12 protein-coding genes and 1 pseudogene are annotated in these 13,747 nt (G+C 35.5%); 3 read left to right on the top strand and 10 right to left on the bottom strand.

Features of this window, described 5'->3' with window-relative positions:
- Positions 1–94 precede the first annotated feature (94 nt).
- The 3 genes and pseudogenes from EV201_RS16580 to EV201_RS15545 all read left to right on the top strand — a co-directional run.
- A pseudogene (locus EV201_RS16580) lies at positions 95–1,099 on the top strand (cache domain-containing protein); the annotation flags it as partial.
- Entirely contained in the window at positions 1,094–2,104 is a 1,011-nt protein-coding gene (locus EV201_RS16575; protein ID WP_341272868.1) for a sensor histidine kinase, read from the top strand. The pseudogene EV201_RS16580 and the gene EV201_RS16575, both read left to right, overlap by 6 nt.
- A gap of 100 nt (positions 2,105–2,204) precedes the next feature.
- The gene (locus EV201_RS15545) at positions 2,205–2,855 is read left to right on the top strand and encodes a hypothetical protein (protein WP_130308566.1); all 651 of its coding nucleotides are present in this window, start codon (positions 2,205–2,207) and stop codon (positions 2,853–2,855) included.
- Between the two features lie 352 nt (positions 2,856–3,207).
- On the opposite strand, the gene EV201_RS15540 is transcribed toward EV201_RS15545, so the two are convergent.
- From EV201_RS15540 to EV201_RS15495, 10 genes are all read right to left on the bottom strand, one after another.
- Positions 3,208–3,396: a hypothetical protein gene (locus EV201_RS15540; RefSeq protein WP_130308565.1), complete on the bottom strand. Its 189-nt coding sequence runs from the start codon at positions 3,394–3,396 to the stop codon at positions 3,208–3,210.
- Between the two features lie 25 nt (positions 3,397–3,421).
- A complete protein-coding gene (locus EV201_RS15535; RefSeq protein WP_130308564.1) occupies positions 3,422–4,498 on the bottom strand; it encodes an alanine racemase in 1,077 nt (358 codons plus the stop codon).
- Positions 4,499–4,505: 7 nt separating this feature from the next.
- Positions 4,506–4,946, bottom strand: a complete 441-nt coding sequence (locus EV201_RS15530) for a GNAT family N-acetyltransferase (protein WP_130308563.1) — start codon at positions 4,944–4,946, stop codon at positions 4,506–4,508.
- A 415-nt stretch (positions 4,947–5,361) separates the two neighbouring features.
- Positions 5,362–6,216, bottom strand: a complete 855-nt coding sequence (locus tag EV201_RS15525) for a tetratricopeptide repeat protein (protein ID WP_130308562.1) — start codon at positions 6,214–6,216, stop codon at positions 5,362–5,364.
- Between the two features lie 290 nt (positions 6,217–6,506).
- Positions 6,507–7,373, bottom strand: coding sequence for a glycine betaine ABC transporter substrate-binding protein (locus tag EV201_RS15520; protein WP_130308561.1), 867 nt, complete (start codon positions 7,371–7,373; stop codon positions 6,507–6,509).
- A 26-nt stretch (positions 7,374–7,399) separates the two neighbouring features.
- Positions 7,400–7,579 (bottom strand): hypothetical protein, encoded by a 180-nt coding sequence (locus EV201_RS15515; protein WP_242610505.1) that lies wholly within the window; start codon positions 7,577–7,579, stop codon positions 7,400–7,402.
- Between the two features lie 166 nt (positions 7,580–7,745).
- Positions 7,746–8,639 (bottom strand): ABC transporter permease, encoded by an 894-nt coding sequence (locus EV201_RS15510; RefSeq protein ID WP_242610504.1) that lies wholly within the window; start codon positions 8,637–8,639, stop codon positions 7,746–7,748.
- Complete coding sequence (locus EV201_RS15505) at positions 8,611–9,861, bottom strand: quaternary amine ABC transporter ATP-binding protein (RefSeq protein ID WP_130308560.1); 1,251 nt, start codon at positions 9,859–9,861, stop codon at positions 8,611–8,613. The genes EV201_RS15510 and EV201_RS15505 overlap by 29 nt, the downstream gene beginning before the upstream one ends.
- A gap of 10 nt (positions 9,862–9,871) precedes the next feature.
- On the bottom strand, positions 9,872–11,020 hold the full coding sequence (locus tag EV201_RS15500; protein WP_242610503.1) for a hypothetical protein: 1,149 nt from the start codon (positions 11,018–11,020) through the stop codon (positions 9,872–9,874).
- Between the two features lie 1,402 nt (positions 11,021–12,422).
- Positions 12,423–12,941: a MarR family winged helix-turn-helix transcriptional regulator gene (locus tag EV201_RS15495; RefSeq protein ID WP_130308559.1), complete on the bottom strand. Its 519-nt coding sequence runs from the start codon at positions 12,939–12,941 to the stop codon at positions 12,423–12,425.
- Positions 12,942–13,747: the final 806 nt, after the last annotated feature.

Below are 13,747 nucleotides of genomic sequence, written 5' to 3'. Positions count from 1 at the left end.
TTACAACAGATATACTTAAACCCTTCGATTATCCGAAGGGTTTTTTTTATTCTTTAATTAACGTAACTTGTTCTTATGAACAAAAACACTTCATATGAAATCTCGACTAATTGACATTCCTCGTTTATTTCGCAATTACAACATACTCATTTTACTTTTCTTAAGTTTTGGCTTTGGAAGCCTGGTTATTATTGTCGACTATCAAGCTCACAAAAAAGATGTTCTGAGATCCCGAGAAGCCATTGAAAATGAAAAAAAACAATTCCTAAAACATTCTGTCGATAATGCAATTTCCTATATCAACTATAACAATTCGAAAGTTGAAGAAAGATTAAACAAAGAACTCTCTATGCAAATACAAAATGCGTGGAAATTAGCCTATGGTATTTACAATCGATTTAAAAATTCAAAATCTGAACAGGAGATTAAGACCCTAATAATAGAAACCTTAAGACCTCTACGTTATTTTAATGGTCGGGGCTATATTTATATCATCAATATGGATGGCTACACTCAAATGCATCCCATCACCCCCGAAAAAGAAGGGCATTTATTGACTGATATTAAAGATATATCTGGCAAGTATGTCATTCAGGATGAAATCAAATTAATGCGCAACAACAAATAGGGATATATCAATTATTTGTGGACTAAACCGAATTCTGACAATGGCGTATCCCACCTGAAGAGAGCATTTCTAAAACGTTTTGAACCTTACAATTGGTTTTTAGGATTGGGTGAATATCAGGATGATTTCAAAGAAGATCTTAAACAAGAAACACTGGAATGGTTTCGCCATTCTTATGATCCTAAAGAGTGGCAATTATTCATAAACGACTATGATGGCAAAGCCCTTATAATCAACTCTGACCAATACAAAAATGGTTCAAACATTAAAAACATTACGGATAACAAAGGCTTTAATATATTTGAGAAAGAACTCGATATTGCAAAAAATACAGATGGAGATTTTCTCAGATACTCCTGGCTTGATGAAAACACAGGGGAGTACACGCCACGGGTTAGCTATGTAAAAGGCTATAACCAATGGGAATGGATGATTGGTGCCTCATCGAGTACCGCAACAATAGATATGGCAATCGCTCAAAAAGAAAAAGAACTCATAAAAGATTCGTTCAAAAGAGTCACCTATCTCCTACTAACCATGCTGGGTGCTTCGGTATTATTTTTTATCATCAGCCAATATATAAACAAAAGAATCAGATACAATTTCAACAGTTTTATTTCCGAATTCGAAACAGCCATTTCCAAACACCAAATGCTCAAAGAAGACAAGTTTAATCTTAATGAATTAAAACGACTGTCAAGCTCAACAAACAAGCTACTTGAAAAACACCTAAAAAGTCTGGATGAATTGCAGCTAAGTGAACAAAAGATGAGAGCCTTAAACAGCACTAAAGACAAATTCTTCTCCATCATTGCCCATGACCTACGTAACCCTTTTAATGCACTAATCACACTGAGTTCTTTTCTTGTCGACGCAATTGATTCAAACGATAAAGAAGAAGCAAAAGAACTTGCAAGTATTATAGAAACATCTTCAAAACAAGGTTTCGAATTATTGGTAAACCTACTCGAATGGTCGCGCACTCAAACAGGGGCTATCAAATACAATCCAAACCTCATCAATCTTAATCGGGAATTAAAAAACCCGATCCAAATTATTGAAAGTATTGCTGAATCAAAACAGATCCGTTTTAAACATGATATCAATAAAAACATAACTGCATTTGCTGATCCAAACATGATTAGAACCATTGTACGCAACTTACTCTCCAATGCTGTAAAATTTACTCCCAGAGTAGGTATCATCTCTATTGAAGCTAACGAAAATGAAACTGAAATAGTCATAAAAATACGTGATAATGGTGTCGGCATGTCACAAGAAATAATCGATGATCTATTTACAATTGATGTCAATACCAGCGCTCAGGGTACAGAAGGTGAAACAGGAACTGGCTTAGGTTTAATTCTATGTTTTGAATTTGTAAAAAAACACAAAGGCAGGATCTGGGTCGAAAGTGAAAAAGGGAAAGGCTCATGCTTTTCATTCTCGATACCAAAAGAAACAACCAAACCTTAAGTTTTCCTTAACTCTTTTTAGTCAAAGCTTAACGCCTTTTAAATGTGAGTCTTCCTAATTTTGAAAGTAGATATTTAATCAAAACTAAATTTTAATAATTATGAAACGATTAGCATTCCTACTTTTAATAATGGGATTCATTTTCATCGGTGCACACAGCACCCATGCGCAAGAACGTAAAACGATAAAAGAAGCCAAAGTTAAGGTTCTTATCAATAAAGATGGAAAATCTATAAAATTCGACACTATCATTCATGATTTCAGAGACCAAAAAGAAATCATCAAAATTATCAAATCAAAAAATATTCCTGACTCATTGCTTAAGGATTTAGAAGGTGAAGACTTTATATGGGTTTCAGACGACAAGGATTCACACGGCAAACACAAGGTAATCATCAAAGAATTTTTGAATTGTGATTCAACGGATCATTCAAAAATAAAACGCAACATTTCTGAAGATGATGGAAACGTGTTTATCGAAAATGGAGACGACGAGCAAAAAATCATCAAAATTGAGATTATTGATGAAGATGGAAATATGCACATCAAGCATAAAGACGGTAAAAAAGTTTATATCATAAAAGAAGATGTCGACAAGGATATATCCGGGGATTCTGACGTGAAAATCATCAAAATTGACTGCCAATCAGATCAGGATGAAAATATTGATATCGAAGTGGAGGTTACCGATGACGGAAAGACAATCAAAAAAATTAAGAAAGTAAAAAAAGCTAAAAAAGAGAAAAAATAGACTTACAACCACAATAAACACAAAAGAGGATGATAGAACGCTATCATCCTCTTTTATGATCTTAAACCAGCTCTAAATTTTTCTAATAATAAATACGGTTGCGAAACAAAGTATCAGAAAATGTTATGCCAGCCTAAACATGAAACTCAGACATCTCGACAGGATTTTCTAATATAATGTAAAAACTTGCTATGTAGCCCAAACAAATTAAGGCAAAAAAGCCACTATAATGAATAGTGGCGATAAAATATTTTATTGGGAAGCATATTTTTATCCTGAATAAGAACAATCATTCAACTCGAATAAAACACTCCCAAAAGAGTGTGTTTGCCATTGAAATCAATGAGCTTACTTATCCAACAACAATCTTTTTTCCTGGACTAGAATAATTCAACTTGTTTTCTTTGATTAAATCCAGTACCACTCTTGCACCTGAAAAATGGGATAAGCTTAAACCTGCAAGAATTTCACCCAATCCAACAGGTTGATTTTTATCCACAAATTCAAAAATTTCTTCCTTCAATATTTTATTATTTCGCATTAAAATTATGTTTTAGAATTAACGATTAACTTACAAACACCCGTTTCTCTATATATCTTGAGCTCATAATCCTCAAGACTCCCATATAATCCAGACTAAACTCGATCAAACCACCGACCTTATACTTATTTTTATTTTCGCCCAAATCAATAACCAACATATCAGAACTTGCACCAATAAGTTTAAGAGATTCATCTACCGGACTAATATGATTACTATCTACATCAAGTAGGCCTAAATCTATAATGGCTCGATTTGAGGTTTCTCCTATGTGTTCTGTATCCACCTCTAAGGATTCACCTTCAAGATTAGTACCGAATTCACCAGCAGGAACCATGGGTTTTTCAATCAATTCGATAATCTCGGCATATAATTTAAACACATCTGTATTTAATCCCTCAAGAGGCTTATCATTATAAACGTCGGTTCCCAAAAACAAAGATTCACCTACTCTAAAATGATTCACTCCACTAGGAAGAATATCATGATAAATTAAAGGAATTGTAACAGAAGCCCCTCCTGATACCAGCGGAATCTTTTTATTAAATTTAGCTTCTATCAACTGCCTGTAAAGACTCAACTGTATGAGTTTATCTTCGTTTGGCAACACACCATTCAAACAAGTTAAATTGGTTCCAATTCCAACCACCTCAATATTAGGCAATTCAAATACTTTCTTATAGAAGTTCACAAAATCATCACGCATAACTCCTTCGCGCAACTCACCCAATTCAATCATAATGATTATTTTGTGAGTTTTATTTTGTTTTTGTGCCTCTTTAGAAAGCCAATCTATGGTTTTTAATTCTGTATTAACACTGATATCAGCAAATTGTATAATCTCTCGAACAGACTGCTTTGGAGGTGGTTTTATATATATGGTCTCAATATTGGAGTCCAATGTTTTTATCATTTTTAGATTCGAAACACGAGAATCACACAAACTTTTCACGCCTAAGGAAACCAAGTTTTCAAGAAATAATTCATTCCCACACAACAGTTTTGAAACAACTGTCCATTTAATCCCCCTTCCATTAAACAGTTCATCTAAAAAATCAAAATTAGCCTTTAACTTACCAGCATCAAGAGTTATATACGCCATTTTAATATTATTTCTTAAACCTCATTTCAAAATACTTATTTTCAAACCCTAACTTCTCATACAAGAACTTAGCCGGATTATCAGGCTCTACATGCAAAGCAATATCCCCTTGACTTAATTCGATAGCCTCTTGCATTAATTGTTTTCCAACACCCTGACCTCTGCATCGCTTGTGACTCGCAATATACACCAATATATTCTCAGGAATATAGCCTTCCATTCCTGTTCTATTAACCACAACAACGCCAACAATCTCATCAGCTTTTTTTGCTTTGATAATAAAGCCTCCCAAGGAAGCTCTTTCTTTCAAGGCATAGGCTACAGCCTTATCAATGTCTTGCCTTTCATCACCATATTCTTCCAGGTGAGTGTGAAGAAAATCCACAATAGATTCTCTTTGATAATTATCGGGTTTTAAAAAAGATGTGTAAACTTTAGTTTCTACCATAAATATTTGCATTTTTGTTTCTGCACAACAAATATAATAAATAACCGATAAACCACAAACCGAAATAATCCTCCCGCACCCAAGCAAAACAACGCCAATATTCACTAGACAAACAACTTATGCCCTTTAATTTTAATCAAATAAATACTTCTAAATAAAAATTGTTTGCATATTCGTTCTGTAGAATATGTATTTAAAACCGAAACATCACTACCAATGAGCTACCACTTAGGATTAATATTTAAAGATATTACTGGAAAAAAAGATAAAACTTCGAAGAAGAAGAAGGAGATGGAAAACAGGAGCTTAAAAAAAGAAAACACAACCTAAGCACGCACTCATAATTAGACAAAATCAATTAATAGACACCTCCACAGCCCAATTATCTGGCAAAACAAAAATCAAATTTGATACTTTAACTATTGACAATAGCTTTAAATCTCTTATTGTTCTTCAATTTATCGAAATGAATTTCTTTACCAACCTCATCGACAAATGTTTCTGATAACTCAATAGCTTTCTCAAGGTCTTTTATTGCTTCAACCTCCTTTTCTAACTGAGCATAAGCACATGCTCTTTGCCAAAAAGCCAATGCATATTTATTATCCTTTTCAATTGCAGCATTCACTAGATTGAGAGCCCATCGCACCTCTCCGATTTCCAATAAAGCATCCGCTTTATATGTCATTGCTTCAATATCATTGGGGTTAATCTCCAAAATTTCATCGTAAATCGAAATTTTCTCTTCCTCGCTTTTTTCAATCCCAGCGCGCATCCACAAGGAGTGTAGAGAATTCGTGACACTAATTTTATTTTGAGTATCTACAATTATCTCTGATCGCACTTTTGCTTGTTTCTCAATCACTTCCAAACGCCTTTCATAATCAGCTGTAAGATGTTGTATTTTAGAACTGGTATCCTTTTTGATTGTTTTTTTAATATCACTTAAAGATTTCCACCCCAATAAAACGAGTAAGGAAGCTGCTGCTGTAATAATATAAAAAATATTATTTATTGTACTTGTTGTGTAATTTATAGCTCTATCAGATGACTCCAACTTAGCTTGTGCAATTTTTTCAGAAACTTGTTTATTCAATTCAAGATTCTCTCGTCGCAAACTCTTTAATTCATCTAAAATATACCTTTCTATAAACGGCTTAAACAAAGGCTTATTTATAGAATCTATCTGAATTTCTTGATTAGCCTGAGCATTTATTACTGGTAATGAAAACAATAAAAACAAACCTACTACCACTAATATTTTACGCATATATCTCAATTTTATTATACCTACACACTACAACCAATTAGTTTTTCCTCAATTTCTTTTTACAATTAAAAGAAGAACTCTAATCAATTTAAATTAAACTCTTTTTGTACACAGCACCATTCGCGCTATCTCAAATATATATAAAGAATCAAAAGCCCCTTTCCCTACTATATTACGATCCAAATTATTAAACAATAACACTATATCAGAACGAGGCACTCAAATAAAAAAACAACAAGAAATTAACGATTCCTTGTTGTTTTCTTTTAATACTAATTAAAAATATAGATCTATTTTTTAATCATCCAGCTTTTCACCAAATCCTTATTCTTTTTATACCATTTTTGGGCTGCAATTTCAGGGCTGTCAGCCTTCTCTATCATTGCCATGAGGCTATACAACTGATCTTCTGTGACATTAAAATTACTGAAAAATGTTGCCAATTCGGGAAAATTCTTAGTAAATCCTTTGCGGGCCAGGATTGCGCATACATCTTTAGGATAAACTCCCTTCGGGTCTTCAAGATATTTAATATCAAATTGCGCCCACATAAAATGAGGCTTCCATCCCGTGATAGCAACCCATTCATTACGCTGAATACGCTTCTTTAGGCTCGCCAACATTGCCGGGCCCGAAGAGGTGATTTGCTTGTAATCCAAACCGTAAGCTTCAATAGCCTTTTCAGTATTGCCATGTATCCCAGCACCACTACCAATTCCAATAATTTTTCCTTCGAATTTATCCTTGTATGCAGCTAACTCTTCAATGGAGTTAATTTCAACATAAGACGGCACCACAATACCTGTTGTACCTCCACTAAAGGCTTCACCAATCTTATCGATTTTAGAACCAAACTTTTCCCAATATTCTTTGTGTGTATTTGGCAACCAAGCATCAAGAAAAAGGTCTGCATCACCTTTGGCTAGTGAGGCATAAATAGGCCCTGGCTCGATTGGTTTCACCTTTGGAGCATACCCCATATCCTCAAGGGCAACTTTAGCCAAGTGAGTAAAGGCAACCCCTTCGGCCCAGTTTGGATATAGGATCAACACCTCTTTCTTTTCATTCTTCTTTTTAGGATTACATCCCTGAACCATAATTAAGCTCAAAAGAACAATAGGGAGCAATTTGATTATTTTCATGATATTTTTTATCATTTTATTTTTTTTAAAATTATTGTATTTTATTTACTTTCTTTCTTCTGTGTACCTCCCAAAGACTGCGAGATACGATCCAAAATAATAGCTAGAATCAGAATGCCTAGACCAGCTTCGAACACCAGAACTATATTGGCTTGTATAATACCTATGTACACTTTTTCTCCCAATCCTGCAGCCCCCACCATGGAAGCAATTACCACCATTGAAAGAGTCGGCCCAGTTTGGATACAGGGTCAACACCTCTTTCTTATCATTCTTCATTTTAGGATTACATCCCTGAACCATAATTAAGCTCAGAAGAACAATAGGGAGCAATTTGATTACTTTCATGATATTTATTACCATTTTTTTTTTTAAAATTATTGTATTTTATTTACTTTCTTTCTTCTGTGTACCTCCCAAAGACTGCGAGATACGATCCAAAATAATAGCTAGAATCACAATGCTAAGACCAGCTTCGAACCCCAGACCTATATCGGCTTTTAAAATACCAGTGTACACTTTTTCTCCCAATCCTGCAGCTCCCACCATGGAAGCAATTACCACCATTGAAAGAGAAAGCATGATCACCTGATTAACCCCTGCCAAAATGGATGGTTTAGCCAAAGGAATCTGCACCTTATAAAGAACTTGTCGTGGAGTGCTCCCAAAAGAATAGGCCGCCTCAACCACCTCTTTAGGCACACTCCGTATTCCCAAATTGGTTAAGCGTACCCCAGGTGGCAGCGCAAATACAACAGTTGCCACAACCCCTGGAACATTCCCAACCGAAAAGAAAAGAATAGCCGGAATCAGATACACAAAGGCAGGCATAGTCTGCATAAAATCAAGTATAGGGCGAATGGTACGTTGTGCCCTATCACTTCTGGCAGACCAAATCCCCAATGGGATTCCAATTAGAAGTGCAATAAGGGTTGAGACAATTACCAAGGTAAGGGTCTGCATGGTTTCTTCCCAGAAATTCATACCCCATAGCAACAACAATCCGAAAATCGTAAAAAGGAGTACCCCACCAGCCTCTTTCCAACCAGCCCTTTTTAGCAAATTCTTTCTGCCTGCCCCCAGATAATACCCCAGGGCAGCTATCAAAAATATGACAACAAGAGGGTGTGGTGCCAGCAGAAGGTTCTGAAATCCTTCTACCAAAGCCTCAACTCCATTGTTAATGGCATCAAAAACGGGTGCACCCTTAATAGACAACCATTCAATCGCTGCCTCAACATATTTTCCTATATTAATTTTCTCCATCATAAGTCCCTCCATCTTCTTTTATTTGAATTACTTCACCTCTCTCCTTACCAATCACCTCTGCAATTGCAGAAGAGTGAACAACAATTCCGAGCAACTCTTTGTCGCTGTTCACCACCGTTATTGGCAAGATATGATCGATAAAAAGGGGCAATAAATCAGCAGCCGACGTATTTGGATCTACCAAAGGAACCTCATCAATCAAAATCGTTTCCAGGCTACGCACATTTTGCCTTTTGAGCTCAGCGACCTCCTGGGCTTTCACCCATCCCATGAAAACATTACTTTTGTTCACTACTGGCAAACGATCCACACCTCTTTCGCGCATACGACGCAGCGCCAGGGCAGGTCCGTCTTTTTCAAGTATCAACTTACCTATCTCCTTTCCGGTAAACATGATAGATCCTGCAGTTACAATTGCACTTCGGTCAACATTTTCAACAAATGCCTTCACATAGTCGTCTGCTGGTTCTACAAGAATATCCTCCGGAGTTCCCACCTGAACAATTTCTCCATCTTTCATAATAGCAATACGATCACCCAACTTAAGAGCTTCATCCAAGTCGTGAGTAATGAAGACAATCGTTTTCTTTAGCTTCTTTTGCAGATCCAATAACTCATCCTGCATATTACTCCGAATAAGCGGATCCAATGCACTAAAAGCTTCATCCATCAGTAAAACCTCAGGGTCTGTAGTTAAAGCACGAGCCAAACCAACGCGTTGCTGCATTCCCCCACTCAACTCAGAAGTCATCTTATACTCGTACCCCTGAAGCCCAACAGTGGCCAATGTTTCCATAGCAATCTTTTCTCGCTCCTCTTTCTCAACCCCGTGAATTTCTAGTCCAAAAGCAGTATTGGAAACCACGGACCGGTGCGGCAACAATCCAAAATTCTGGAACACCATTGCCATCTCCTTACGTCGCAAGTCGGTCAACTGTTGTTTGTCCATACTTACCACATTTTTCCCATTCACAAGAATCTCTCCAGAGGTAGACATATTCAATCGATTCAAGCATCGAATCAAACTAGACTTACCACTACCGGAAAGTCCCATCACCACAAAAATCTCCCCGTCTTTAATATCAAAGTTTGCATTCTTCACAGCTATAGTGCAGTTTGTTTTTTTCAAAACCTCTTGCTTACCAACCCCTTTCTTCACTAACCGCAACGCCTCTTTCTTTTTAGAGCCGAAAATCAAATACAGATCTTTAACTGCTATCTTTGTTTTTTCCATTATATTTTATTTAAAAATAATAACCAATATTAACATTGAATCGACTTTCCCAATCTGCATCAGGACTCCCCTCAGCTAATCCATTGGTCCAAGAGCCCAACCATGCATTATTCTTTCCAAAAGCCCAATCCACATAAGTATAAATACTTCCTGCAGTGATCAGGAAACCGGGCACCAAATGCTCCGAACTTTCGAAACCCGCTTTTCTCTTATCGATAATTGAGTAATCCACATAAGCTTGTATATTAGTAATTGGACCAAAATCCACATCCATAGAGTAAGCCAAACCGGCAACATAAATATCTGCTTCGGCGGCAACATTATAATCATAGGAGTAAGCTCCCATCTGAAGTTTATCTAGACTATTCCCCAGGTTATCTTTAGCACCATAATCATAGCGGATATACTCACCCTTAAAGTTGAACTTCCCAAAATTTGCTAAAACATGCCCGGCAAAAGCAGTTGAATTTTCAGCTTCCTCCAGAACGGTATTGTAATTTTGACCAAACTGACCGGAGAAACCCAGCTCTACATTTTTAGTTAGCTGGTAAGCAACTCTAATATTAAATTGGTTGAGCTCCTCAATTGAAGCATCCTCAGAAGGCGTTATGTCATAAGAATAGCGTGCAGAAAAATTCGGACTTCCCTGCGGCTCAGCCTGTCGAAAATACCCAACATTCAAAGTCAGATTCTTAATTCCTGTATAATCAAATTTTATTCCGGCATCATAATCATCCTCCAAACCGACATAGTATGGCATCTGAAACCACCAGGAGTGCGAAGCATATTTAGTAATCCCAAAAGGGACTTGAGAAACACCCAACTTCATATAAAGATCCTCATTGATTGCATAACCAAGATAACCATGATGCAAAAAATGAGTATCATCACCAGGATAGAATCTGTATTCAAAACTCAAATCAACACCTGAAGTTCGAGCATCTACATTCAAACGCCAAGTATCCCAGGCAAATCGAGGTTCAGTTTTATCCTTAGTCCAGCTTTTATCGTAAATATTATAACGCAACGCTCCGCCAATCTTAACATACTCTTTGTTCGTTTTTTGGGCAATACCATCAACTTTTCCCAATGCAAAAAAAACGACAACAAGTAGCAATATTCTCGAAGGAATACTCCTGTTCAACTTTCTAAATTTCATAAAATAAACAATTAAATTTTCCGGAAATTCATTGGGAACTATATATATCCTTCGAGTCCCAAGCACATATTCCTTTGGTAACCTGCCTCTTCTCCATCAACAAAAAAAAAACGATCAAACAACGATATGATTGATGATTCCTTCAAATTAATCATGACAAACCCATGAAGATTTCACATTTAACAATTGATTTTCAAAACAAGGACACTAAGCTTGAACTACCCGGAAAAAACTTAAAACAAACTAATGCTAACCAAGTATCCTTAGAGAGAAGGGGTATGAATTTAATAATTCCGATAGTTTTTTTTCAATGCTCACACAATCATTTTTCAACCTTAAACCTATATAACATCATAATTTCCTTAAACATTATTAAAGTTTCAGTCTAATCTTCGTGAACCTTGTTCCACATTTCCAGAAACAATGTTCACGTACTAAAAACAAGGATAAAAACACCAAACTAAAAGTCAATTATCACAGACAAAACACGAGATATCATCTCTCTGTCCATACGAACAACAACAATTAATTAACCCACATATAAAAAATGACTTTTAAACTAAAAAAGACGTTTTTCCCAAACTCTAACCCTTCCTTTTTTATCTCCAAAAAGCAAAACCATACCATTTAAATACTAATCCAAAAAAAGAACAAATGTGATTCTATGATTAGAATAATCAATTTTAGTTTCTATGCGACAAATGTAAGGAGAATTCTAAAAAATACAAAATCATTATAATTAGAACAAACACAAAAAAACCACTGCAGGTATACACAAATACTTAATATACAAAATTTTAGTGATATAAAAAAAACATCTCCATAGTAATTCACACTTCATTCAAAACCAACATAAAACACAAATACCTTCTAGAGAAACAATTATTATTGACGACAAAAAGAAGCGATGGGGAGCATTATAGTTCAGATATAAAAAATAATGTAAGTTTTGAAAGTGTTAAAATAGAGGTTTTAACACTTCACTTCCTGTATGTATAAAGATCCTTCTTGCTAAAAATTACAAAATCTTTATTCATTACAATGAGGACATTTGGATCGCTTTAAACTATCTGATCATATTTTTATAAATAGTGGAAAATAATCAGTATAAAAACAAAGCAAACACGGATGGATACAAGACAACAGTCTTCAGATTACAAATAACCAGTTTCAAATAGGAAATGCTAATATAAAACAGACTGCTGTTTAAAGAAGCATTTTCAATAATTATCAGCATCCGAAAGTAAGACCACAACTGACTATAAAAAACCATTGGGAAGCGTCATAAACAAACGACCAATTGGGATTAATTTTTACAGGTTATTTCAGAAATATCAAAAAAACAAAAACAGGGGTAGATTCCCCGAAGAATGTGTCATCGTTTTTTTCACCAATACAACAATCAATCCAGGGAGGAGTCAAAAGATGATTGAGGTCCACTAAATTCCTCTTTAATTACATCTTCAGCAGTAAGCATTGGAGAAGCATCAAGACCTTCGATCTCCAACATTTCAACCAACAAGTCTAATGATTCACCAATATTCTCTAATTTATCAGTGGGAATACTCTTTAATTTAACCGCTAGTCTTTGTTGCAAAAGATCAGGTGTGGTTCTTAGCACCTCGTCACCAATGGAAGTAAGAGTAATCGTTGTCACTCTTCGATCTCCTGATTTAGGCAAACGTGCAAGCAGCCCCTTCATTTCCAGCCTACTAATAATACCAGTGACCGTACTTGAGTTTAGGTTCAAATGATCTCTAATACTTTTTTGTGTAGCCTGATAATTGGGTGAGTTTTTTAAATATTCCAAACAAAGCACCTGCGGAATACTTACACCATGATTTTTCTGTATTTTCTTAGACTCCAAATTGATTGATCGAACAATTCTACGAATCTTAATAATAATGCTTTTATAATCCATCTCTACACTTTAAATTTCTTTTAAATCAATGTAACAAATTTAAAAAAATGTATTCACAAGGGGGCACATACTCCAAATAAATAATTCAATTCCAAATTCAGATCACAAACACAACAAAAAAATTCAAAAGACTTTAACCGAGAATCTTTTGACATTAGAAGACTAAACTCTCGTCAGACTCATGATTATCGCTCAAAATCTTCTTATCGATACGTTAGCACAAACCATAAAAATGCTTAAAACCAGTGAAAGACGCCGAGAATTCCTTTCGTGGAAATAAGCCGCATTCAACTTTTAGGTGAATCAGACATGAAATAGAGGAGATATTCTATCACCGCTCGAATGGCTTTGAACTCAATTGGGAGTCATAAAATAAAAGCAGGGCTCAATAAGCTAAAAATTACAAAAGAGGATGATAGCTGACTATCATCCTCTTTTGCTCTGCGAGCATAAACATCTATCACGCAGCGCGTTAATTTTAATGCACAAAAACATAGTAATCGAGGGCTTTACAGAGCATTCAAATACTCATAATAAATTTTAAAAAGAAGATCAAAAAGCAAGAGTTTAAACATGGTTTAAACTTTTATTTCGTTTTAAGGCCTATTTTAAGAAAAGCTGCAACGCATCGCGAAGCAGCTTAAAGAAGTTAGAATTTAGATAAATTCTAAGAAAGAACAACTAATGAATAAAGATCCGGAGAAAACTTGTCTCCATCTGCCGTTCCAAAAAATGCATACACATGAACATTACCAGCTGGAACTGGCAAGGTAATTTCGGCTGACTGATCAGAACGAACTGAGGCT

It is taken from the genome of Ancylomarina subtilis (genome assembly GCF_004217115.1).
Lineage (GTDB): Bacteria > Bacteroidota > Bacteroidia > Bacteroidales > Marinifilaceae > Ancylomarina > Ancylomarina subtilis.
This window is presented reverse-complemented; position numbering and strand designations above follow the sequence as displayed.

Excerpts from the sequence above, each read along its gene's own strand:
- EV201_RS16575 (WP_341272868.1), top strand. The coding sequence starts at position 1,094 with ATGGCAATCGCTCAAAAAGAAAAAGAACTCATAAAAGATTCGTTCAAA.
- EV201_RS15545 (WP_130308566.1), top strand. The coding sequence starts at position 2,205 with ATGAAACGATTAGCATTCCTACTTTTAATAATGGGATTCATTTTCATC.
- EV201_RS15540 (WP_130308565.1), bottom strand. The coding sequence starts at position 3,396 with ATGCGAAATAATAAAATATTGAAGGAAGAAATTTTTGAATTTGTGGAT.
- EV201_RS15535 (WP_130308564.1), bottom strand. The coding sequence starts at position 4,498 with ATGGCGTATATAACTCTTGATGCTGGTAAGTTAAAGGCTAATTTTGAT.
- EV201_RS15530 (WP_130308563.1), bottom strand. The coding sequence starts at position 4,946 with ATGGTAGAAACTAAAGTTTACACATCTTTTTTAAAACCCGATAATTAT.
- EV201_RS15525 (WP_130308562.1), bottom strand. The coding sequence starts at position 6,216 with ATGCGTAAAATATTAGTGGTAGTAGGTTTGTTTTTATTGTTTTCATTA.
- EV201_RS15520 (WP_130308561.1), bottom strand. The coding sequence starts at position 7,373 with ATGATAAAAAATATCATGAAAATAATCAAATTGCTCCCTATTGTTCTT.
- EV201_RS15515 (WP_242610505.1), bottom strand. The coding sequence starts at position 7,579 with ATGGTGGTAATTGCTTCCATGGTGGGGGCTGCAGGATTGGGAGAAAAA.
- EV201_RS15510 (WP_242610504.1), bottom strand. The coding sequence starts at position 8,639 with ATGGAGGGACTTATGATGGAGAAAATTAATATAGGAAAATATGTTGAG.
- EV201_RS15505 (WP_130308560.1), bottom strand. The coding sequence starts at position 9,861 with ATGGAAAAAACAAAGATAGCAGTTAAAGATCTGTATTTGATTTTCGGC.
- EV201_RS15500 (WP_242610503.1), bottom strand. The coding sequence starts at position 11,020 with ATGAAATTTAGAAAGTTGAACAGGAGTATTCCTTCGAGAATATTGCTA.
- EV201_RS15495 (WP_130308559.1), bottom strand. The coding sequence starts at position 12,941 with ATGGATTATAAAAGCATTATTATTAAGATTCGTAGAATTGTTCGATCA.